Source organism: Ruegeria sp. BG3 (assembly GCF_056538485.1).
In genome coordinates, this window is the sequence record NZ_JBQFTE010000010.1 from 155,764 (window position 1) to 176,991 (window position 21,228).

A 21,228-nucleotide genomic window follows, 5' to 3' on the forward strand; every position below is an offset into this window, starting at 1 on the left:
GATCTGAATGACCAACCCGATCCTGTCCGACTGGACCACTCCGTTCGAACTCGCCCCTTTTGCCAAGATTTCGGACGACGATTTCGCCCCCGCTTTGGATGAGGCGCTGCAGGCGCATAACGCGCAGATCGACGCGATCGCCGCAAACGCTGAAACCCCGAGTTTCGCCAACACGATCGAAGCGCTCGAGGCCGCGGGTGAGCAGCTGGACAAAGTGCTGTCGGTTTTCTTCACAGTAGCGGGCGCGGACAGCAATCCGAAACGCGAACAGCTACAGCGAGAGTTTTCGCCAAAGCTGGCCGCGCATTTCTCGGGTATATCCTCGAACAAGGTGCTGTTCAAACGTGTGGCGGACCTGTGGGCGAGGCGCGATGATCTGGGCCTGAGTGACGAACAGGCCCGCGTGTTGATGCTGTCTCATCGCGGTTTTGTCCGGGCTGGTGCTGCGTTGGAAGGCGAGCAGGACGCCCGGATGCAAGAGATCAAGGCGCGGCTGGCGTCACTGGGAACATCCTTTACCCAAAACCTGCTGGCGGATGAGCGCGACTGGTTCATGGATCTGTCCGAGGATGACCTGCGGGGCCTGCCGGATTTCGTTGTCGATGCCGCACGCGCGGCGGGTCAGGAAAAGGGCGCTGTTGGTCCAGTAGTCACCCTGTCCCGGTCGATCATTGTGCCGTTCCTTCAATTCTCACCCCGTCGCGACCTGCGGGAAAAAGCCTATCGCGCATGGACCGCGCGCGGAGCAAACGGTGGTGAGACCGACAACCGCGACATCGCCGCCGAAATCCTTAGCCTGCGCGAAGAACGCGCCAAGCTGTTGGGCTATGATAGCTTTGCCGACTACAAGCTGGAAACCGAAATGGCCCGCTCGCCCGACCGCGTCCGCGACCTGCTGATGCAAGTGTGGGAGCCCGCGAAGGCGCGCGCCGACGCAGATGCCGAGGTGCTGACTGCGATGATGCAGGAGGATGGCGTGAACGGCCCTCTGGCGGCGTGGGATTGGCGCTACTACGCCGAGAAACGCCGCAAGGCCGAGCATGATCTGGATGAGGCCGCGCTGAAACCCTACCTGCAACTGGACCGGATGATCGAGGCCTCGTTCGCCTGTGCCAACCGTCTGTTCGGGTTGGAGTTCAAACCGCTGGACGTGCCGCTCTACCACTCCGATTGCCGGGCGTGGGAGGTGACGCGAGAGGGTAAGCATATAGCGGTCTTCATTGGTGACTATTTCGCACGTGGGTCCAAACGGTCGGGCGCATGGTGCAGCGCAATGCGGGGGCAGGCGAAGTTCCCCAAAGAACAGGCTCCGGTCGTGATCAACGTGTGCAACTTCGCCAAAGGCGATCCGGCTCTGTTGTCCTATGACGACGCGCGCACACTGTTCCATGAGTTCGGCCATGCCCTGCATCAGATGTTGTCGAACGTGACCTATGAAAGCATCTCGGGCACGTCCGTGGCGCGAGACTTTGTCGAGCTACCAAGCCAGCTTTACGAACATTGGCTGGAGGTCCCCGAGGTTCTGGCCGAGTTCGCCACCCACGCGGACACCGGCGAGGCAATGCCGCAGGAAATGCTCGAGAAAGTGCTGAAAGCCGCGAATTTTGATCAGGGGTTCCAGACGGTGGAATATGTCGCCTCGGCTTTGGTTGACTTGGCTTTCCATGAAGGCGCGGCCCCGGCGGACCCGATGGCAAAACAGGCCGAGGTCCTTGACGGCATCGGTATGCCCGCAGCCATCGGCATGCGCCACGCGACCCCGCATTTCGCGCATGTTTTCGCGGGCGATGGCTATAGCTCGGGCTACTACAGCTACATGTGGTCCGAAGTGATGGATGCCGACGCGTTCGAGGCCTTTGAAGAGGCCGGAGGGGCATTTGATCCGGAACGCGCCAAAGCTCTGGAAGACAATATCCTGTCCACTGGCGGCTCGCGCGAGGCTGAGGAGCTGTATCTGGCCTTCCGGGGCCGGATGCCAGGTGTCGAAGCCTTGCTGAAAGGGCGCGGCCTGATCGCAGCTTAAACCGTTCTCTTCCAGCCCTTGGATCGAGGGATCAATACCCCAGCTGGCGATCCACCAGATGCACGAACGGCTCGCCAGCTTCCCCGCGCCGGATATTCTCGACGATCACCTGCGCCGCTGTGACCGGCCTAGTTTCCGAGGCGATATGCGGCGTCACCGTTACGTTCGGATGCGCCCAGTAGGGATGATCGGCGGGCAGAGGCTCCACCCGGAACACATCAAGAGTGGCATGTCCGATCTGGCCTTTATTCAACGCCTTCAATAGCGCGTCATCGTCGATCAGAGGCCCACGCCCCGGATTGATGATCCGCGCGCCTATAGGCATCAGCGCAAGTGTTTCGGTGCTCAGAGTGTTCTCGGTCGCGGGTGTATCGGGCAACAAGAGGACGGCGATCTCGGCCTTTGACAGAGCCTCTCGCAACCCGTCTTCGCCGCTCAGGCAGGTTACTCCGGGGACGTCTTTGGGGGTGCGACTCCATCCGGTGACGTTGAAATTCAATGCGGCCAGCGCTTGGGCAGCCTCATGCCCCAATGCGCCAAGGCCCAGAATGCAGACATGACGTTCGTTCGCCAATGGCGGCGCGTCAGGCGACCACAGAGCATCTTGCACTTTGATGTGCTGGTCCATCCCCAGATGATAGCGTAGCACATGCCCCACGACCCATTCGGTCATGCCTTGGGTCAGACCGTGATCCACCATCCGCGCCAGTGGCACGGTCAGCGTCTTGTTCCCTGCGATCTTCTCGACCCCGGCCCAGAGGCTCAGAACCGCTTTCAGCTGGGTATAGGGCGTGAAATCCAGCAGCCCGCCGCTTGGGGCGTAGACGATGTAGTCCACCTCATCCTCGGGGAATTCGGTTGCCAGATTGAAGGCGACGCCTGCCTCTTGCAGCCCCTCGGTCAGAAGTGGCTGGTACACCGGCCAAAGCTCAGGACGTGCGGAGAACAGGATATTGACAGGCATCGAGGGGCTTTCCGATCAGCGGGGGCGGTGGATATGGGCGCTTTGCACGACACCGAAGGCGGCCATCAGAACCAGCATGGCCGACCCGCCATAGCTGACCATGGGCAGAGGCACCCCGACAACCGGAGCCAGCCCCATCACCATCGACATATTTACCGCAAAGAACAGGAAGAAGTTCAGCGCGATCCCCATGGTGACCAGCGACGAGAACCTGTCTTTGGTCGACAGCGCCGTGACCATGCAGAAGATCAGGATCAGCGCGTAGAGCAGCAATAGGGTGATGCCGCCGACAAAGCCGAACTCTTCGGCCAATGTGGTGAAGATGAAATCGGTGTGTTTTTCCGGCAGGAAGTTCAGCCGTGATTGCGTGCCCTGCATGAAGCCGCGCCCATTCCATCCACCCGATCCCAATGCGATCTTGGACTGGGTGATGTGATAGCCCGCGCCCAGCGGGTCAGTAGACGGGTCAAGAAATGTGTCAATCCGGCGGAACTGGTAGTCTTTCAGCAACTGCCACTCGGTCCCCCGGCTATTGAAGACGGCCGCAATCAGTCCAACGACCGCCGCGATCACGGCGGCGAAATAGGCCCAGTGGACACCAGCCAGAAACATCAGCCCTCCGCCCGCAGCCAGCAGCAGGATCGAGGTCCCAAGGTCCGGCTGGCGCAGTACCATGAAGGTAGGGATCAGGATTAGCACGACAGGGATCAGAACCCAAAGTGGGCGTGAGGTTTTGTGCGAGGGCAGCCAGTCGTAATAGGCCGCCAACAGCATCACCAGCGCGACCTTCATCACTTCGGATGGTTGCAAACGCATGAACCCAAGGTCGATCCAGCGCTGTGCGCCCATGCCGATTGTGCCGAACAGCTCCACAAATACCAGCAGCGCGATCGAAGCCAGATAAGCCAATACCGACATGTTGCGCCAAAACCAGATCGGCACCAGCGCGACGATGAACATCACCGTCAGGCCCAGCCCGAAACGCTCGATCTGAGGCTCGGCCCAGGGCATCCACGAGCCACCCGCCACCGAGTACAGCATCAGGAACCCGGCACTGGCCGTGCTGATCAGCAACAGTGTCAGAGGCCAATTCATATACAGGAATTTACGGAACCCCGATGGCGTGGATTTGACCGCATATTCAAGATAGCTCATGCGCGGTCCTTCTCGCTGGGGCGCGCTTTGGGGCGGCGATCGCCCTCGAGCCGTTTTTGTTGTTCCTTGATGCGCTCTCGATCTCCGGCCGGGTAAGCCTCAAGCGGCGGGGTGCCGTTGTAAAGCGCCTGAAGCATGATGTCGCGCGCGACCGGGGCCGCCGCCTTGGACCCGCCTCCGCCATGTTCGACCACAACCGCAATGGCGTACTTGGGTTTGTCGTAGGGGGCGAAGCTGACGAACAGCGCATGGTCGCGCCGTTCCCATGGCAGGTCCTCGTTGCGAATCACACCTGCGGCACGTTCCGCTTTGGTGATGTTGCGTACCTGGCTGGTACCGGTTTTACCCGCCATGCGGAGGTCATCGGCGATGATCCGGCTGCGATAGGCCGTGCCACGCCGGTCGTTTGAGACTGACCACATCGCCTCGCGGATGTAGTTCAGATTGGCTGGGCTGATCCCAAGCGGCTCACCTGCGCCGGTTGGCTGTTCGACCCCATCAATCGAGCGGACCAGACGCGGTGTCACCGCCCGCCCCGTGGCGATCCGCGCGGTCATCACGGCCAGCTGCATCGGTGACGCCAGCATGAATCCCTGCCCGATCGAGGCATTGGCCGTATCACCGATCAGCCAGTCCTCGCCATGAGTGCGTTGCTTCCATTCCTGATTGGGCGCCAGACCGGCACGCACAGCGGACATGGGAATGTCGTGCTTGATGCCCAGCCCGAGGGTCCGCGCCATCTCTGAGATTTTGTCGATGCCGACCTTGATCGCCACGTCGTAGTAGTAGACATCGCAGCTGCGCTTGAGCGATGTATTGAGGTCCACCATACCGTGTCCCCCGCGTTTCCAGCAGTGGAAGCGGCGGCTGCCGACCTTGAGGTGGCCGGGGCAGTAAACGGTGTTACCGGGGCCAACGACACCGGCCTCAAGCGCGGCCAAGGCGGTGACCATTTTGAAGGTCGATCCAGGCGGATAAGTGCCCTGAACCGTCTTGTTGGCCAGGGGGCGGTATTTGTCCTGCGTGAGGATCTGGTAATCCGCGACCGAGATGCCACGCACAAACAGGTTGGGATCGAAGCTGGGGGCCGAGGCCATCGCCCGCAGATCTCCGGTTTCGCAATCAATGACAACGGCGGCGGCGCTTTCTCCGGCAAGCCGTGCCTGAGCGTATTGCTGCAGGTCCGCGTCGACCGAGAGTTGCAGATCAGCACCCGGTTGGCCTTCCTGCCGGTCCAACTCGCGCATGACGCGGCCGGTGGCGTTCACCTCAACCCGCTTGGAGCCTGCCTTGCCGCGCAGGTCGATCTCTTGCTTGGCCTCAAGGCCGACCTTGCCGATCTGGAACCGGGGAATGCGCAGCACCGGCTCTGGGTCTTCGATTTGGCTGAGGTCATAGTCGCTGACCGGGCCGACATAGCCGACGATATGGGCGAAATCCTCGTAGCGCGGGTATTGTCGGGTCTGGCCGACCTCAGGCGTGACACCGGGCAGGGCCGGGGCGTTCACCGCGACTTTCGAGATATCCTCCCACGTCACCTGATCGACCAATGTGACCGGCAGGAACGGGGCCGAGCGGCGCATTTCCGTGCGTGCGCGCTCAATCTCATCCTCGTTCAGCGGGATCAGGTCCGAGAGTTTGGCGATCACCTTGTCGATGTCACCGGCATCCTCGCGCACAATGACGATGCGGTAGGACGGTGAGTTCTGCCCGATAACCTGCCCGTTGCGGTCATAGATGCGCCCACGCGTCGGCGGGATCAGGCGGATGTTGATGCGGTTTTCTTCGGCCAGAAGACGATATTCATCTGCTTGGTCGACCTGCATATACCGCATACGCGCGGCCAGCCCGCCAATGAAAACCGCCTGCAAACCGCCCAGCAGCAGGGCCCGCCGGGGCAGACGTTTATAGGCGACACCTTCGCTTTTGATCTTGCGTTGTTTCATACACGCGCCCCTGCAGCACTGGCATCCGCGGCCGAGACGCGGCGCACGCCGAATACACTCTGAGACAGCAGCACAATGACCGGATAGGCCAGAATTGTCAGCACAAGCTGGATCATAACCGGTAACAAAGCCGCCTGGTCAACAGATAGGATCGCAAGGATGACCCGGTTGCCCAGAAACACGCCAGCAACGACGGCGCTGACGGACATCCATTCAGCCACAAAGCCCGCATCTCGCATCCCGGGTGCCGCAGACCGCAAGTAAGCCGCGCCAAGCACCACCAAAGCGGCCATCAGACCTGGCGGGCGTTGCAGCAGCAAATCGGCCAGCAACATGACCAAAGCGACCAAAACGGTGGGCACATAGTCCGGCCGCCTGAGCACCCATGCAAAGGTCAGGACGATCAGAAAGTCCGGAAAAGGCCAGCGATCCGGCTGCGTATCCAGTGGCAGTAGATGTAGGAACAGAACAAACACCGCTAGCCCCCCATAGAGACTGCGCATCGCCCATTTGTGAGAGGCCGGTTTATCCATCACCAGCTTCCTCAGACGACAACGAAGCAGCGGGGCGCGAGGGGCCAACGATCTGACCCGGATCGCGGATCGTGGGGGCCGAGTTGTAGCGAAGAACGCGCAGGAACTCCAACCGTTCGAAATCGGCGGAGAGGCGCACGCGCAGGCGACCTCCGGGGTCTGCGGCGATCTGGCCGATCAGCAGACCGGCGGGAAACACGCCGCCATCACCCGAGGTCACGACACGGTCGCCGGGGCGCACAAGCTCACGGTTTTCCAGAAACTCGACGGATGGGGCAGGGGTATTGTCGCCCGTGATCAAAGCGGTCTGGCCAGAGGGCTGGATGGTTGCGGGAATGACGCTTGAGGCGTCAGTCATCAGAATAACGCGCGCCGTATCCGGCCCAACGCCCGAGATACGGCCAACCAGGCCGATCCCGTCCATCGTGGCCCAGCCATCAACGATCCCGTCCCGCTCCCCCACATTCAATAGCACCGACTGCCGGAAGGGTGAGCCGCTATCGGCCATCACAACACCGGTGACATAGGTCAGGCGAGGATCAAGCCGCACATTGTTCAAATCCAGAAGCCGCGCGTTTTCCTGTTCCAGCTGCAACGCGGCCTCTTTCCAGGCGCGCATCAGCCGCAGTTCCGAGCGCAGCTCGCGGTTCTGCTCGCTCAGGCTCTGATAGCTTTGGAAATCACGGAACAGGTTGACGGTTGCGGTGACCGGAACCATGGCCCAATCCATTGACGGCACAACAGCATCCACAACCTGCGCGCGGAACCGTTCAACCCGAGGGCTATCGATCCGCCAGACAATGAAGATGCCCAGCAGGCACAGCACGACAATCCCCAGAAGAAGACGGCGCAGTGGGGCCGTGTAGTCATCGCGCTGTGATCGGTCTTTTGCCACAGGTTACCTTCCCGTGCTGCTCGGGCCGAATTTACCCTATTTTCTAAAGGGTGCGCGCCTTAGCTTTCGTAGTCAATCGCGTGGCGCAGCTGTTTTTCGTATTCTAGCGCCTTGCCGGTGCCCAAAGCCACACAATTCAGGCTTTCATCGGCAATCGACACGGCCAGACCTGTCTGTTCGCGCAGAGCAAGATCCAGATCCCCCAGCAGCGCTCCGCCACCGGTCAGCATTACGCCGCGATCCACGATATCTGCGGCCAGATCGGGCGGAGTGGTCTCCAGCGCCGTCATCACAGCCTCGCAAATCTGTTGGACGGGTTCTGACAGCGCCTCGGCGACCTGAGCCTGACTGATCTCGATTTCTTTCGGCACGCCGTTCAGCAGGTCGCGACCGCGGATATGCATCGACTGGCCACGGCCATCGTCGGGCATGCGGGCGGTGCCGATGGTGGTCTTGATGCGCTCAGCGGTGGATTCGCCGACCAGAAGGTTTTGCTGACGACGCAGATATGAGATGATGGCCTCGTCCATACGGTCTCCACCCACGCGGACCGAGCGGGCGTAAACGATATCGCCCAGCGAAAGAACTGCAACCTCGGTGGTGCCGCCGCCGATGTCGACGACCATGTTTCCGGTCGGATCGGTGATTGGCATGCCTGCACCAATCGCCGCGGCAATCGGTTCGGCAATCAGACCCGCGCGGCGCGCGCCTGCGGAGAGAACCGACTGACGGATCGCGCGTTTTTCAACCGGGGTCGCGCCATGCGGGACGCAGACGATGATCTTTGGTTTCGAGAAGGTCGAACGCTTATGCACCTTGCGGATGAAATGCTTGATCATTTCCTCGGCGGTGTCGAAGTCGGCGATCACGCCTTCGCGCATTGGGCGAATGGCTTCAATCGAACCCGGCGTCCGACCCAGCATCAGCTTGGCGTCTTCGCCAACCGCCAGAACCTTTTTCACGCCGTCCTTGACGTGATAGGCCACAACCGAGGGTTCAGACAGGATCACACCACGCCCCTTGACGTAGACCAGCGTGTTTGCCGTTCCAAGGTCGATAGCCATGTCCGCTGTGAACAGGCCGCCCAGATTGCCAAAGATCCCCATGTTTCCCCTGATCCTGTATGTCGGTTTTTCTACTGCCCGCGACTCGACGGTTCCGGGACGGATGACTTATAGGGTGCCAACTCGCCCGGTAAAAGGGCTGATTCCGCGGCAATCAGCACCTTTTCGCCTCATTTGCAGGGACTGTAGAAGGCAATATGCTCTCATATCAACATATTTACCACGCCGGGAATCTGGCTGATGTGCAAAAGCACGCTTTATTGGCGTGGACGCTGTCCTATCTTACCCAAAAGGACAAACCGCTGACCTATGTCGAAACCCATTCGGGGCGCGGGCTTTACCATCTGGATTCAGACGAGGCCCGCAAGACCGGAGAAGCAGCCGCCGGGATCGAGCGGGTGCAGCGAGGCGCTTGGTTTGGCGATAATCATCCACTGGCGCAAGCGATCGAGATGACCCGAGCGCGTTTTGGAGAGGCCAGCTACCCCGGGTCGCCCCTGATTGCCGCTAGTCTGTTGAGGTCGCAGGACAGTCTCCACCTCGCCGAATTGCATCCGCAGGAATACGCGGCGTTGTCACTGGCGGTGCCGGGGGGCAATTCGCGCGTCTACAAGCAGGACGGGTATGAACTGGCGCAGTCCCTACTTCCACCAATGCCCAGACGGGGCATGCTGTTGATTGATCCCAGCTACGAGGTGAAGGCGGAATATGACCGCCTGCCGGGGGTCATCGCCAAGCTGCATCGCAAATGGAATGTCGGTGTGATCGCCTTGTGGTATCCGATCCTAAAAGATGGCCGTCAAAAGCCGATGGTGGATGCACTGACGTCTCAGGATTTTCCGAAGGTGTTGAAACACGAGGTGACATTCCCCGCAGCGCGCAAAGGGTATGGGATGGTCGGATCGGGAATGTTCGTGATCAACGCGCCTTTTGGTTTGGATCAGGAAACCCGCAGACTGTCCGCGTTGTTCAAACAACTCTGAGGTCTTGGAGAGGAGCAAGCAAAGCTCCCGTCCCGTTTGCCTGCATCAAAGATGCTGCCAAACGCGTTGGGCCCGGCAGCGCGCTGCCGGGCCCAAAACCCAAGGTGGGTCGACGAAGCAGGGCCGCCGCGGGTGCGGGAGCCCTTTGCGGTTTCTAGGTTAGGTCTTTGTAGCTGATCTCACGCATGTCTGCGCCGGGGCCTGTTTTCTCGCGACGAACAATCAGGCGGTTCAGCGCGTGGATGTAGGCCTTGGCTGACGCAACGACCGTGTCTGTGTTGGCCGATTGGCCGGTTGCGATCATGCCGTCTTCGCTCAGGCGGACCGAGACGGTGGCTTGCGCGTCGGTGCCTTCTGTCACTGCGTGAACCTGATAGAGTTGCAACCGGGCCGTGTTGGGATAGATCGCGCGGATCGCTTTGAATGTTGCATCCACAGGCCCGTCGCCATGTTCGGTGGCGACGATGTCCTTGCCGTCCATCTCGAGCTCAACGGTTGCTTCGGCCTGACCGCCGGTGCCGCAGGTCACTTTCATCGAGACGAGCTGAAGATAGTCGTCATGCTCATCCATGGTCATGAGCGCGATCAGGTCGTCGTCGAACACCTCTTTCTTGCGGTCGGCCAGATCCTTGAACCGAACGAAGATGTCCTTGAGCTGGTTATCGCCCACATCAAAACCCAACGTCTCGAGCTTGTCGCGCAGCGCGGCGCGGCCCGAGTGCTTGCCCAAGGGCAGAGAGGTGCCGGAGAGGCCGATGTCCTCGGGGCGCATGATCTCGAAGTTTTCGCGGTTCTTCAGCATCCCATCCTGATGGATGCCGCTTTCATGCGCGAAGGCGTTCTTGCCAACGATGGCCTTGTTGAACTGCACGTTGAAGCCGGACACAGTCGCCACGCGGCGCGAGATGTGCATGATCTTGGTGGTGTCGATGCCTGTGTGCCAAGGCATGATGTCGTTGCGGGTGCGCAGCGCCATTACGACCTCTTCCAAAGCCGTGTTGCCCGCGCGTTCGCCCAGACCGTTGATGGTGCATTCTATCTGACGCGCACCGCCTGCAACAGCGGCCAGAGAGTTCGCAGTCGCCATGCCAAGGTCGTTGTGGCAATGGGTGGCAAAGATCACCTCATCAGCGCCCGGTACGGTCTCGATCAGACGCTTGATCAGGTCGGCCGACTCCACTGGGGCGGTATAGCCCACCGTGTCAGGGATGTTAATCGTGGTTGCGCCCGCTTTGATCGCAATCTCGATCACACGGCAGAGGTAGTCCCACTCGGTCCGGGTCGCATCCATCGGTGACCACTGAACGTTTTCACACAGGTTGCGCGCATGGCTGACGGTTTCGTGGATCTTCTCGGCCATCTCGTCCATCGTCAGGTTCGGAATGGCGCGGTGCAGGGGGGAGGTGCCGATGAAGGTGTGAATACGGTTCTTCTCGGCGTGTTTTACAGCCTCCCAGCAGCGGTCGATATCCGCGAAGTTCGCGCGGGCCAGACCGCAGATACGGCTGTTTTTCGACCGTTGCGCGATCTCGGATACGGCCTTGAAGTCGCCCTCGGATGCGATGGGGAAACCGGCTTCGATAATGTCGACGCCCATTTCGTCCAGCAGCTCGGCAATCTCGAGCTTTTCGTCGTGGGTCATGGTTGCGCCGGGGCTCTGCTCGCCGTCGCGCAAAGTGGTATCGAAGATCAAGACGCGGTCTTGGTCGGTCACGTTGGTCATGGGGTTCTCTTTCTTCTTCTGTCCTAAAGCCTCTTGGCGCGCTGGCGTCCTCCTCTGAGCGGGCGCGCCGGATGGCACGCTCAGAGGCGGATTAGGATCAGTAGGCCACGCAGCGACGCACCGCGAAGGGCGGTGTCGGCAACAAGGATATCTGCGCGGTTGATCATGAGGATGAGGTTATACCCAGCTTGCGCGGAATGAAAAGAACCAAAATGAGGGCTTGGTCCTTTCTGTGCGAATTCTTGAGGACCTATCATTGATCCAACCGTCGCCGCCGCTAGGTCGTGAGACATGAAAACAGCTTTGGTCATAGGCGCCTCTGGCGGAATTGGTTCGGCGCTTTGCACGCGTCTTGAGGGGCAGGGTACGCAGGCTACGAGCCTGTCCCGGTCTGTTGACGGGTTTGATCTGACCCAACCGGAGCAGGCGTCGCAAATGCTGGATGATCTACCTGACCCGTTCGATCTGGTTCTGGTCGTCTCCGGCGCGTTGGAGATCAACGGGGCAGTGCCGGAAAAGACGATCCGCGCTGTATCGGCAAAGACAATGATGGATCAGTTTGCGTTGAATTCGGTTGGTCCGGCCTTGGTCCTCAGCCGTGCGCACAGATTGCTACCGCGCGACAGGCGATCTGTTTTTGGTGTTCTGTCGGCGCGTGTGGGGTCGATCGGAGACAACCGGATTGGTGGTTGGATCAGCTACCGGGCAGCGAAAGCTGCGGTGAATCAGATCGTCCATACCTCGGCTATTGAGCTGGCGCGCACGCACAAACAGGCGATCTGCGTGTCTTTGCATCCCGGTACCGTCAAAACGGCCTTCACGCAGAAATACCTTGGGCGGCATCCGGCGGTTGAGCCTGAAGAGGCCGCAATGAACCTGTTGAACGTGGTCAACGGTCTGACGACCGATGACACGGGTGGGTTTTTCGACTGGGCCGGAAAACCCGTCCCGTGGTAGCGAGTTAACCGTCGGAGGGTTCCGCCTCGGTTGGTTCCTCTGCGTTTTCGGCCTGAGCGGGTTGGTCCTCTTGCGCGGGCGCTTCCTCCGCTGCGCTTTGCGCAGGCAGAGCGTCATTGTCCCACACGCCTGTCTCCTCTTGCCCGTTGGCATAGCGCATGGTGCCTTCGCCGTGGCGTTTGTTGTCGAGGAAACCGCCTTCGTACACATCGCCCGTGCTGTAGGTCGCAACGCCGACGCCGCTGATTTTGCCGTCAACCCAATCGCCCGTGTAGGTGAAGGTGCTGGGCGTTATGATCGTGCCTTTTCCGTGGCGCTTGCCGTTCAGGAAATCTCCGTCATAGATCGTGCCGTCGGCGTAGCTGGCTTTGCCTTTGCCCTGCCGCGCGCCATCGACCCATTCGCCCTCATAACGGTAGCCATTGGCAAAGGTGACGACGCCGGTGCCATGGCTGACCGCATTCCGGAACTCGCCGGTATAGACGACGCCGTTTGGGTATGTGGCCTTGCCTCGGCCCTCGAAGACACCCGCAACCCACTCACCATCGTAAACTGTGCCGTCGGGATATGTGTTCTGGCCCTTGCCATGTGGCAGGTCTGCGCTGAGTTCGCCGATATAAGTTGAGCCGTCGGGATAGGTGATCTCGCCAAAACCCTCGATCTGACCACGGGACCAGTCGCCTGTATAGCTGTAGCCATCCGTTCCGGTGAAGGTGCCTTTGCCGTGGCGCTGATCGTCTTCGTAGTCGCCCTCATAGACGTTGCCGTTGGCATAGGTTTCTTTGCCTTTGCCCTGACGGCGCCCGTCCAGCAAGGCGCCCTCGTAGACATCCCCGTTGGCCAGCGTCAGCCGCCCGGTGCCTGTCATCACGTTGTTCTGCCACTGACCGTCATATTCAACGCCGTCCGACTGAACCAGACGACCTTGACCATGGCGCTGGCCCTGTTCGATCTCACCTTCATAGACCGAGCCATCGGCCGAGGTGATCTTGCCCATGCCTTGCTTTTCACCGTCGACCCAGTCACCTTCGTAGGAATAGCCGTTGGGGTCGGACAGAGTTCCCTTGCCGTGATGGCGCGCGTCTTTGAACTCGCCTTCATATCGCAGGCCATTGGCATATTGGGCCACGCCGGTTCCGTTGATGGCCCCGTTGGACCACGTCCCCTCATAGGTGCCGCCATCGGGATAGGTGATCTTGCCCTGGCCGTCCGGCTGGCCATCGGCGAAGGAACCTTCATAGATCGCGCCATTCGCAAAACGCGCCGTGCCTTGCCCCTGAATCTTGCCCTCGATCCATTCGCCCGAATACTCGAAGCCGTTGGGTAGCCGATACGACCCGGTCCCGTGCCGCAAGCCGTTCAGGAAGGTGCCTTCATAGACACCTCCGACCTCGTCATCCTTGACGATGACGGTTCCGTCCTGTGCAAAGGCTGCCGCTGCGATCAGGGTCATGGCCCCCGCAGCAATCGAATTGCGGATCACATCCATTGTTGTTCCTGCCTGCCCGGTCATCATTGCTTGCTTTCTTCGGCGCAAAACTAAGGGACCGTAACGGGCAGAGCAACGGCTTTTGCCGCATGGCCCTTTCACTCGCGCGGTGATCTGCTAAATGCAAATGGACTGACGAAGGCAAGAGGGCAGCATGGCCGACCGTTTCCGCATCACTCTGGCGCAGCTTAACCCCACCGTGGGGGATATTTCCGGCAATGCCGCCAAAGCACACGCAGCGTGGCACGAGGCCCGCGAGGCCGGGGCCGATATGGTGGCCTTCCCCGAGATGTTCATCACCGGCTACAACACGCAGGACCTTGTGATGAAGCCCGTGTTTCACCGCGCTGCTATGGCCGCAGTTCAGGATTTCGCTGCGGATTGTGCGGAGGGTCCTGCCATTGCCATCGGCGGGCCGTGGGTCGAAGATGAAAGCCTCTACAATGCGTATCTGATCCTGAATGGTGGCCGAATCACCAGCAAGTCCTTGAAACACCATCTCCCGAACGAAACGGTCTTTGATGAGGTGCGTCTGTATGATTCCGGCCCGCTGGGTGGACCGTACTCGGTGGGCAATTTCCGCATCGGCAGCCCTATTTGTGAAGATGGCTGGCATCCGGATGTGGCTGAGACGCTGGAGGAAACCGGGGCAGAGTTTCTGCTGATCCCCAATGGCTCGCCCTATTTCCGGGACAAATACGATGTGCGTCTAAACCACATGGTGGCCCGCGTGGTCGAGACCGGCCTGCCGCTGATCTATCTGAACATGGTCGGCGGGCAGGACGATCAGGTTTTTGATGGAGCAACTTTCGGTCTGAACCCGGGTGGTGAGCTTGTCTTCCGCATGCCCGTATTCGACGAAGCGATACGCCATGTAGATCTTGAGCGTGGTGATGACGGCTGGCGCATCGTTCCGGCCGAGATCGTGCCCCAACCGGATGTGTGGGAGCAGGACTACCGTGCCATGGTCCAATCCTTGCGCGACTACATGGGTAAGACCGGTTTCAAAAAGGCGGTTCTTGGGCTTTCAGGCGGGGTCGATTCAGCCCTGGTTGCGGCCATTGCCGTTGACGCGATTGGCGCTGACAATGTGCGCTGCGTGATGCTGCCATCGGAATACACCAGCCAAGCCTCGCTGGACGATGCCGAGGCGGTCGCAAAGGCACTGGGTGTTCACTACGACTATGTGCCAATCTCGGACAGCCGCGCGGCGGTGACCGAGACTCTGGCCCCTCTGTTCACCGGTCGCGATGCCGATCTGACCGAAGAGAACATCCAGTCCCGCCTGCGCGGCGTGTTGCTGATGGCGATCTCGAACAAATTTGGTGAGATGCTTTTGACCACCGGCAACAAATCCGAGGTCGCCGTGGGCTATGCCACCATCTATGGCGACATGAACGGGGGCTACAACCCGATCAAAGACCTCTACAAAACCCGCGTGTTCGAGACCTGCCGCTGGCGCAACGCCAATCATCGCGACTGGATGATGGGGCCTGAGGGCGAGGTCATCCGCCCCTCGGTCATCGACAAGCCCCCAAGCGCCGAACTGCGCGAAGATCAGAAAGACAGCGACAGCCTGCCGGACTATCCGGTTCTGGATGGCATTCTGGATATCCTGGTCGATCAGGACGGCTCGATCGCCGATTGTGTTGCGGCCGGTTTCGATGAGGCCGATGCCAAACGGGTCGAGCATTTGATTTACATCAGCGAGTATAAACGGTTCCAATCCGCCCCCGGCACGCGCCTGACCAGCCGGGCCTTCTGGTTGGATCGTCGCTATCCGATCGTGAATCGTTGGCGTGATCAGGAGTAAATAAGGCACATTGTTTCCCGTTTATGGTGTAGTGCCTCCCTGATTTCCCGTATTGTTTCCGATGGAGCGCGTGCCCCGTTCATTTTCCGGGGTTATCCGCAGGCTGTCCTTGTTTTTACGACATTTTTCCGCCACATTTACGCTTAGATATTGCCTCATGTGAGGCGGGTGTGACGTATTGCTGCGAGGGGCGCAGAGTCATGGCAAACCTTTTTTAGCCTGACAACGCCACATCCGGGTGGGATGTCTGAGTGAACAGTGTGGTGTTACGATGAATGAGCAATATGATAAATCGCTTCACGCGCCGTGGGCGCTGAATACGATGGAATCTCCTCCTCAAGAATTGGATGAGGAGAAACTGGATGCGGCCATTGCGGACATGCTGAGGGAAGAAGCGGGTCAGCAGAATGTCGCGCCGATGAAGCGGCCTGAATTCCCTGATCTTGTCCCTCAGGAAGAGGTCAAGGCGGGATCAAAGCCCGAGGCTACCGGGTTCTCGGCTAATCTGCGTCAGAAATGGGCTGAGCTGTCAGGCGCGGCGTAAATCGCCAAGCTAAAGTCGAAGAAGGTGCGGCGTATTTCGCGGCACCTTTGGCGTGCGCGCCACAGGTCCACACAATCCTGTTGTGAACCTCAAAAAACCGGTTGCCAGTGGCGCAGTGGTCGGTCTCCATGGCGGTCCATGCGATTGTCCATGAGCTTTTGATGCCCGGTCCCAAGCCTACTGTCTTCGACTCCGATCTTTCATTGCCGAAACAAACCGATGTCGTTGTGATTGGCGGCGGTATCATTGGAGTATCCACGGCTTTGGAACTGGCCGAGCGGGGCGTTTCCGTTCTGCTATGTGAAAAGGGTCAGATCGCGGGTGAGCAGAGCTCTCGCAATTGGGGATGGGTGCGTCTTGGGATGCGCGACCCGAGGGAGATCCCTCTGATGCAAGATTCGCTGCGGCTTTGGCGCGGGATGGATGACCGGATCGGACGTCAGACCGGCTATACGCAGTCAGGGATTCTGTTCGGGGCCTCAGGCCAGCGGGATGCGCGAAATCTTGAACGTTGGATGCGCCATGTCGACGGGTTGGACACTGGCGCGCGGATCGTCGCTGGTGCGGAACTGGCCGAGCTGATGCCCGGGGCGCAGTCGGATATCTCAAGCGGTCTCTACATGCCGCAAGACGGTCGGGCCGAGCCGCAATGGGCCGCCCCCGCCATCGCCGAGGCCGCGCGTGATCGCGGGGCAATCGTCATGACCAATTGCGCCGTCCGTAATGTCGACATGCAAGCAGGTCGCGTTGCCGGAGTGTTCACCGAACGGGGCCGCGTGGCGTGTGACGGGGTTGTTTTGGCCGGAGGGGCTTGGTCGCGATTGTTTGCGGGAAATGCAGGGATCGACCTGCCTCAACTGAAAGTGCTGAACACAGTCATGCGCGTGTCGCCGGTGGTCGAGGGGCCAGAGGTCGCGTTGTGGTCGGATTGGTTTGCAATCCGAAAGCGGGCGGATGGCGGCTATACCATCGCCTCGGGCCATGAAAACACGGTGGATATCGTACCCGACAGTTTCCGGCTGGCACTCAAGTTCCTGCCAGCATTCGTGCAGGAATGGAGATCGCTGCGCTTTCGCCTGTCAGGCCGCTGGGCGACCGAGGCGCGCGAGGATCGGCGCTGGCTGCCCACCGATGTGACTCCGTTCGAACATTGCCGCGTGCTAGATCCGGAGCCGTCGCAAAAGGTTATCCGTGGCGCGTGGGCAAATGCGCGCAAGAGCTATCCGGCGCTGGAGAAAGCCGAGATCGTCCAAAGCTGGGCGGGGATGATTGACGTGACACCGGACGCGATCCCGGTTCTGTCGTCGGTCGATGATCTGCCGGGTCTGTTCATTGCCACCGGGTTTTCTGGCCACGGCTTCGGCATCGGCCCCGGTGCGGGCCTGCTGATGGCAGATCTGGTCATGCACAGAACGCCCTGTGTGGATCCGGCCGCGTTTCGCCTGTCTCGGTTTACCGATGGCTCAAAGGTTCGGCCGGACCCTGGGTATTGAAGGCTTAACCCATCATTTGATAGCTGACGGGCACAAAGCGGAAGCCGTCGCCTCGGGTCTCGACATAGCCAGCGCCGGGGAAGGGCATGTGATAGCCGATCATCGGCACCTTGTCGGCGGCCAGCAGGCCCAAAATCTTGCGGCGTGAGTCCGTTGCCGCAGCTTTGTCCATGTCGAACCGAACTTCCCATTCGGGGTGCGCAAAGGACCAGACATAGTGATTGGCAAGATCCGCTGTCAGAATAAGACGCTGGCCGTTGCTTTCCAGGTGATAGACCATGTGACCGGGGGTATGCCCAAAGGTCGCCATCGCGGTCACGCCCGAGGCCACGTCTCCGCCATCCTCGATAAAACTCATCTTCTCGGCCAGGGGGGTGACCTTGGCAGCAACCAGATCGCCGACCCGGTTCCCGGCTTCCTGAGCGGACCAGAAATCATATTCGGGTGCCGCAGTGACATAGCGGGCATTGGGGAATGTCGGCGCGTCATTGGTGGTCATGCCGCCGATATGGTCCGGGTGCATATGGGTCAGCACGACCACGTTAATCTGATCAGGCGTGACACCTGCATCTGCCAAAGCGGCCTGAATGCCGCCCTGACCAAGTCCGGTGTCGAACAAGATCAGCTCCGAGCCTGTGTTCACCAGAGTCGGCGTGAAAAAGAACTGTGCCACGTCAGGCGAGATGAAGTTTTCGGCTGAAACTTTGGCGAATTCCTCATCCGAGGCGCCGCCACCAAAGATTTCCTGCGCGCCGTCGCGCGGCAGGCTGCCATCAAGCAGGGTCGTGACCGTGAAGTCGCCCAGCTGGAATGATCTTGCGATAGTCGAGTTCGCCTTTGTCTCGGCTCCGGCCGCCAAAAGAGGGGTCGCTGCGGATGCAAATGGAAGGGCTGCTGCGGCGCCCAGGGCCGCTCTGCGTGTTAAATTGATGGCCATTTCTTAGTCTCCCTGTCAGAACGCCAGCGAAAAAGGTAGTTCGCTTCGGGTCGCGTGCCACTTTATACACCGGTACTTAGTCTGCGTGGATGAACATTGCGTGTTAATATTTGTTCATCTTGCGATCCGGGGTGCCTGAGGCGCTTGGGTAGTCCGAAACGCCTGCTGGACAAAAACGCGCCTTTGTGACAAGAGCCGCGCCAACAGGAGACACCCATGACAACCACCCGTTTCGCCCCGTCGCCCACCGGTTACATCCATGTGGGCAACCTGCGCACCGCCCTGATGAACTACCTGATCGCCCGCAAAGCAGGCGGCACCTTCATCCTGCGCATCGACGATACCGATCCTGAGCGCTCGAAAGAGGAATATGTCGACGCGATCAAACAGGATCTTGAGTGGCTGGGTCTGCACTGGGATCGGGTTGAGCGTCAGTCCGAGCGTCTGGACCGCTACGCCGAAGCCGCTGACAAGCTGCGCGAGATGGGCCGGTTTTACGAAGCGTTTGAGACGCCGACCGAGCTGGACCTCAAGCGCAAGAAGCAGCTGAACATGGGCAAGCCGCCGGTCTATGACCGTGCTGCGCTGAACCTGAGCGATGCCGAGAAAGACGCGCTGCGCGCCGAGCGTGGCAATGGCGTCTGGCGGTTCAAGCTGGATCACGAGCGCATCGAGTGGAATGACGGCATTCTGGGCGACATCTCGATCGATGCGGCCTCGGTTTCCGATCCGGTGCTGATCCGGGGTGACGGTCAGGTGCTCTATACGATTGCGTCTGTCGTGGACGATACCGAGATGGGCGTGACCGATGTGGTACGCGGCTCGGACCACGTCACCAACACAGCAACGCAGATTCAGATCATCGAGGCGCTGGGCGGCAACTGCCCCCGTTTTGCGCACCATTCGCTGCTGACCGGTCCGCAGGGTGAGGCGCTGTCGAAACGTCTGGGCACGCTGGCCCTGCGTGATCTGCGGGAGCAAGGCGTGCAGCCGATGGCTCTGCTGAGCTTGATGGCGCGTCTGGGCTCGTCTGACCCGGTTGAGCTGCGGTCCGAGATGGCCGAGCTGATCGATGGGTTCGATATCAACCGCTTTGGCGCGGCTCCGACCAAGTTCGATGTGCAGGACCTGTTCCCGCTGACGGCGAAGCACCTGCAATCGCTTCCGCTGGCCGATGTTGCAGACGCCGTTGCCGAGGCGGGCGTTCCTGCTGACCTGGCCGAGCCGTTTTGGGCCATGGCGCGCGAGAACATCACCACTCTGGCCGATCTAAAGGGTTGGTGGGAGCTTTGCCGGGACGGGGCCGAGCCTCTGATCGCAGATGAGGATCGTGACTTCATCGTTGAGGCAATTGCGCTATTGCCGGAAGGTCCGTTTGATGGCGACACGTGGGGCACTTGGACCAAGGCCGTCAAAGAGGCCACGGGCCGTAAGGGCAAGGGCCTGTTCATGCCGCTGCGCAAGGCGTTGACAGGGATGGAGCGCGGGCCTGAGATGGCGGCACTCTTGCCACTGTTGCAAGTGATCCGCGCGCGAGGCTGATTGTCAGACCTTAGAACTTGAAAGAGGCAGGCAGTTCGTCTGCCTCTTTTTGTTGGTGCGGTTGAATGACCCGCACCGACGCCCGGCGCAAGCGATCGTCAACAAAATCTGTCTCGTCAGGTTTGAGCTGTTGGTGGCGCGGGTATCTTGGCTCGGCCCTGTCATTCAAGACGGGCGCGTCCCAGCCATCCGTTGTTGCGAAGAACCGATCGGCCCCGTCCGGTCCAAAAATACGCAGATACCCTTGCACGACGACGTCTATGTAGCTCAGCAGCAGCGGATGATGATCTGTCGGCGCATTGTGCCGGTCCTTCGGCACCGCATAAACAGCGATTTCCACATCCTGCTTAAGAGGGTGCGCGACCGACTGCGTGGCGGGAATTCGGTCATAAGCCCACTCACGCTCATCCAGCGCGGCCCAATCGTTTTTGGGCACATGGGCGATCATACCTTCGATCTCGGAATCCGGATCAGGGACCGCCGTCAGGAACGCGACCGACCGCAAGTCGGTGTGCTTCCATGCCCGCCGCCAACCTTTGAGCTTTGCAGGCCGGGGATCGGGAAAGTCATGTGTGGCCAGGTTCACGAGGCTGCCATAGCCAAAGAAATAGGGATCTGCCATTAGCGCGGGATGTCCTTTGGGTTGATTGATGTATGTCAAACCGCTTTTTTGCCGGACATGCAATAAGATCACATCATTGATTTAGGGAGGCCCTTATGCGGATTACCAAACGGACGAATATCGCCGTGCGCCTGTTGATGTATTGCGCGGCGCATCCCGAAAGGTTGGTGACCAAGGCCGAGATTGCCGAGGTTTGCAACATCTCCGAAAACCATCTGGCTCAGGTGATCAACCAGTTGAGCCAGTTGAACTATCTCAGCACCCAACGGGGTCGCAATGGGGGCATGTCGCTGGCGCGCTCGGCCGATGAGATCCGAGTGGGGGCGGTGTTCCGGGATGTCGAAGGCGCATTGCCGATTGCCGAGTGTTTTGCGGATGCCGACAACACCTGCCCTCTGACCGATGCGTGTCGATTGAAGCTGGCGCTGAAGGACGCGGCTGAGGTATTTTACGCCTCACTTGACGAAATCACATTGGACGCGTTGGTTTGTGACAACGATCCTTTATTGAAAATCCTGCAACCCGTCGCCTGCGTGCGCTAAAGG

General features: G+C 60.0%; 18 protein-coding genes. 8 read left to right on the forward strand and 10 right to left on the reverse strand.

Going from position 1 to position 21,228, the window contains the following annotated elements; translation table 11 throughout:
* The first annotated feature begins 7 nt into the window (after window positions 1-7).
* Window positions 8-2,023 carry a M3 family metallopeptidase gene (locus ACR0AI_RS16640; RefSeq protein WP_480675654.1) on the forward strand — a complete coding sequence of 672 codons (2,016 nt, stop codon included), beginning with the start codon at window positions 8-10 and terminating at the stop codon, window positions 2,021-2,023.
* Between the two features lie 31 nt (window positions 2,024-2,054).
* Here the strand turns inward: ACR0AI_RS16640 and ACR0AI_RS16645 are convergent, their stop codons facing one another.
* The 6 genes from ACR0AI_RS16645 to ACR0AI_RS16670 are packed head-to-tail and all read right to left on the reverse strand — an operon-like array spanning window position 2,055 to window position 8,622.
* Window positions 2,055-2,987, reverse strand: a complete 933-nt coding sequence (locus ACR0AI_RS16645) for a 2-hydroxyacid dehydrogenase (RefSeq protein ID WP_480675656.1) — start codon at window positions 2,985-2,987, stop codon at window positions 2,055-2,057.
* 15 nt (window positions 2,988-3,002) lie between these two features.
* Window positions 3,003-4,142 carry a rod shape-determining protein RodA gene (gene rodA / locus ACR0AI_RS16650; protein WP_170462716.1) on the reverse strand — a complete coding sequence of 380 codons (1,140 nt, stop codon included), beginning with the start codon at window positions 4,140-4,142 and terminating at the stop codon, window positions 3,003-3,005.
* Window positions 4,139-6,088, reverse strand: a complete 1,950-nt coding sequence (gene mrdA, locus ACR0AI_RS16655; protein WP_480675658.1) for a penicillin-binding protein 2 — start codon at window positions 6,086-6,088, stop codon at window positions 4,139-4,141. Before mrdA ends, rodA begins: the two co-directional genes overlap by 4 nt.
* Complete coding sequence (locus tag ACR0AI_RS16660; protein ID WP_480675660.1) at window positions 6,085-6,621, reverse strand: rod shape-determining protein MreD; 537 nt, start codon at window positions 6,619-6,621, stop codon at window positions 6,085-6,087. The genes mrdA and ACR0AI_RS16660 overlap by 4 nt, the downstream gene beginning before the upstream one ends.
* Window positions 6,614-7,516 (reverse strand): rod shape-determining protein MreC, encoded by a 903-nt coding sequence (gene mreC / locus ACR0AI_RS16665; RefSeq protein ID WP_170378866.1) that lies wholly within the window; start codon window positions 7,514-7,516, stop codon window positions 6,614-6,616. The genes ACR0AI_RS16660 and mreC overlap by 8 nt, the downstream gene beginning before the upstream one ends.
* Before the next feature lie 59 nt (window positions 7,517-7,575).
* Window positions 7,576-8,622 (reverse strand): rod shape-determining protein, encoded by a 1,047-nt coding sequence (locus tag ACR0AI_RS16670; RefSeq protein WP_039523195.1) that lies wholly within the window; start codon window positions 8,620-8,622, stop codon window positions 7,576-7,578.
* A gap of 155 nt (window positions 8,623-8,777) precedes the next feature.
* Here ACR0AI_RS16670 and ACR0AI_RS16675 point away from each other — a divergent pair, with 155 nt between their 5' ends.
* Window positions 8,778-9,563: a 23S rRNA (adenine(2030)-N(6))-methyltransferase RlmJ gene (locus tag ACR0AI_RS16675; protein WP_480675662.1), complete on the forward strand. Its 786-nt coding sequence runs from the start codon at window positions 8,778-8,780 to the stop codon at window positions 9,561-9,563.
* A gap of 154 nt (window positions 9,564-9,717) precedes the next feature.
* Here the strand turns inward: ACR0AI_RS16675 and ACR0AI_RS16680 are convergent, their stop codons facing one another.
* Complete coding sequence (locus ACR0AI_RS16680; protein WP_480675664.1) at window positions 9,718-11,286, reverse strand: 2-isopropylmalate synthase; 1,569 nt, start codon at window positions 11,284-11,286, stop codon at window positions 9,718-9,720.
* A gap of 291 nt (window positions 11,287-11,577) precedes the next feature.
* Between ACR0AI_RS16680 and ACR0AI_RS16685 the strand changes: the two genes are divergently transcribed.
* Window positions 11,578-12,243 carry an SDR family NAD(P)-dependent oxidoreductase gene (locus tag ACR0AI_RS16685; RefSeq protein ID WP_480675666.1) on the forward strand — a complete coding sequence of 222 codons (666 nt, stop codon included), beginning with the start codon at window positions 11,578-11,580 and terminating at the stop codon, window positions 12,241-12,243.
* Window positions 12,244-12,247: 4 nt separating this feature from the next.
* On the opposite strand, the gene ACR0AI_RS16690 is transcribed toward ACR0AI_RS16685, so the two are convergent.
* A complete protein-coding gene (locus ACR0AI_RS16690) occupies window positions 12,248-13,759 on the reverse strand; it encodes an MORN repeat-containing protein (RefSeq protein ID WP_480701408.1) in 1,512 nt (503 codons plus the stop codon).
* A 127-nt stretch (window positions 13,760-13,886) separates the two neighbouring features.
* On the opposite strand from ACR0AI_RS16690, the gene ACR0AI_RS16695 reads away from it, so the two are divergent.
* From ACR0AI_RS16695 to ACR0AI_RS16705, 3 genes are all read left to right on the forward strand, one after another.
* Complete coding sequence (locus tag ACR0AI_RS16695) at window positions 13,887-15,545, forward strand: NAD+ synthase (RefSeq protein WP_480675670.1); 1,659 nt, start codon at window positions 13,887-13,889, stop codon at window positions 15,543-15,545.
* 271 nt (window positions 15,546-15,816) lie between these two features.
* On the forward strand, window positions 15,817-16,089 hold the full coding sequence (locus tag ACR0AI_RS16700) for a hypothetical protein (RefSeq protein WP_480675671.1): 273 nt from the start codon (window positions 15,817-15,819) through the stop codon (window positions 16,087-16,089).
* Between the two features lie 161 nt (window positions 16,090-16,250).
* A complete protein-coding gene (locus ACR0AI_RS16705) occupies window positions 16,251-17,582 on the forward strand; it encodes an NAD(P)/FAD-dependent oxidoreductase (protein ID WP_480675787.1) in 1,332 nt (443 codons plus the stop codon).
* 4 nt (window positions 17,583-17,586) lie between these two features.
* Here the strand turns inward: ACR0AI_RS16705 and ACR0AI_RS16710 are convergent, their stop codons facing one another.
* The gene (locus ACR0AI_RS16710) at window positions 17,587-18,519 is read right to left on the reverse strand and encodes an MBL fold metallo-hydrolase (protein WP_209252382.1); all 933 of its coding nucleotides are present in this window, start codon (window positions 18,517-18,519) and stop codon (window positions 17,587-17,589) included.
* 216 nt (window positions 18,520-18,735) lie between these two features.
* Here ACR0AI_RS16710 and gltX point away from each other — a divergent pair, with 216 nt between their 5' ends.
* On the forward strand, window positions 18,736-20,061 hold the full coding sequence (gene gltX / locus ACR0AI_RS16715; protein WP_480675673.1) for a glutamate--tRNA ligase: 1,326 nt from the start codon (window positions 18,736-18,738) through the stop codon (window positions 20,059-20,061).
* A 10-nt stretch (window positions 20,062-20,071) separates the two neighbouring features.
* Here gltX and ACR0AI_RS16720 read toward each other — a convergent pair whose 3' ends face one another.
* On the reverse strand, window positions 20,072-20,683 hold the full coding sequence (locus ACR0AI_RS16720) for a gamma-glutamylcyclotransferase family protein (protein WP_170691421.1): 612 nt from the start codon (window positions 20,681-20,683) through the stop codon (window positions 20,072-20,074).
* Window positions 20,684-20,778: 95 nt separating this feature from the next.
* Here ACR0AI_RS16720 and ACR0AI_RS16725 point away from each other — a divergent pair, with 95 nt between their 5' ends.
* Window positions 20,779-21,225: an RrF2 family transcriptional regulator gene (locus ACR0AI_RS16725; RefSeq protein ID WP_170490778.1), complete on the forward strand. Its 447-nt coding sequence runs from the start codon at window positions 20,779-20,781 to the stop codon at window positions 21,223-21,225.
* The last annotated feature ends 3 nt before the right edge of the window (window positions 21,226-21,228 follow it).

Coding starts and splice junctions, on each gene's coding strand:
- ACR0AI_RS16640 (WP_480675654.1), top strand. CDS start 8: ATGACCAACCCGATCCTGTCCGACTGGACCACTCCGTTCGAACTCGCC.
- ACR0AI_RS16645 (WP_480675656.1), bottom strand. CDS start 2,987: ATGCCTGTCAATATCCTGTTCTCCGCACGTCCTGAGCTTTGGCCGGTG.
- rodA (WP_170462716.1), bottom strand. CDS start 4,142: ATGAGCTATCTTGAATATGCGGTCAAATCCACGCCATCGGGGTTCCGT.
- mrdA (WP_480675658.1), bottom strand. CDS start 6,088: ATGAAACAACGCAAGATCAAAAGCGAAGGTGTCGCCTATAAACGTCTG.
- ACR0AI_RS16660 (WP_480675660.1), bottom strand. CDS start 6,621: ATGGATAAACCGGCCTCTCACAAATGGGCGATGCGCAGTCTCTATGGG.
- ACR0AI_RS16670 (WP_039523195.1), bottom strand. CDS start 8,622: ATGGGGATCTTTGGCAATCTGGGCGGCCTGTTCACAGCGGACATGGCT.
- ACR0AI_RS16675 (WP_480675662.1), top strand. CDS start 8,778: ATGCTCTCATATCAACATATTTACCACGCCGGGAATCTGGCTGATGTG.
- ACR0AI_RS16680 (WP_480675664.1), bottom strand. CDS start 11,286: ATGACCAACGTGACCGACCAAGACCGCGTCTTGATCTTCGATACCACT.
- ACR0AI_RS16685 (WP_480675666.1), top strand. CDS start 11,578: ATGAAAACAGCTTTGGTCATAGGCGCCTCTGGCGGAATTGGTTCGGCG.
- ACR0AI_RS16690 (WP_480701408.1), bottom strand. CDS start 13,759: ATGATGACCGGGCAGGCAGGAACAACAATGGATGTGATCCGCAATTCG.
- ACR0AI_RS16695 (WP_480675670.1), top strand. CDS start 13,887: ATGGCCGACCGTTTCCGCATCACTCTGGCGCAGCTTAACCCCACCGTG.
- ACR0AI_RS16700 (WP_480675671.1), top strand. CDS start 15,817: ATGAATGAGCAATATGATAAATCGCTTCACGCGCCGTGGGCGCTGAAT.
- ACR0AI_RS16705 (WP_480675787.1), top strand. CDS start 16,251: ATGCCCGGTCCCAAGCCTACTGTCTTCGACTCCGATCTTTCATTGCCG.
- ACR0AI_RS16710 (WP_209252382.1), bottom strand. CDS start 18,519: ATGGCCATCAATTTAACACGCAGAGCGGCCCTGGGCGCCGCAGCAGCC.
- gltX (WP_480675673.1), top strand. CDS start 18,736: ATGACAACCACCCGTTTCGCCCCGTCGCCCACCGGTTACATCCATGTG.
- ACR0AI_RS16720 (WP_170691421.1), bottom strand. CDS start 20,683: ATGGCAGATCCCTATTTCTTTGGCTATGGCAGCCTCGTGAACCTGGCC.
- ACR0AI_RS16725 (WP_170490778.1), top strand. CDS start 20,779: ATGCGGATTACCAAACGGACGAATATCGCCGTGCGCCTGTTGATGTAT.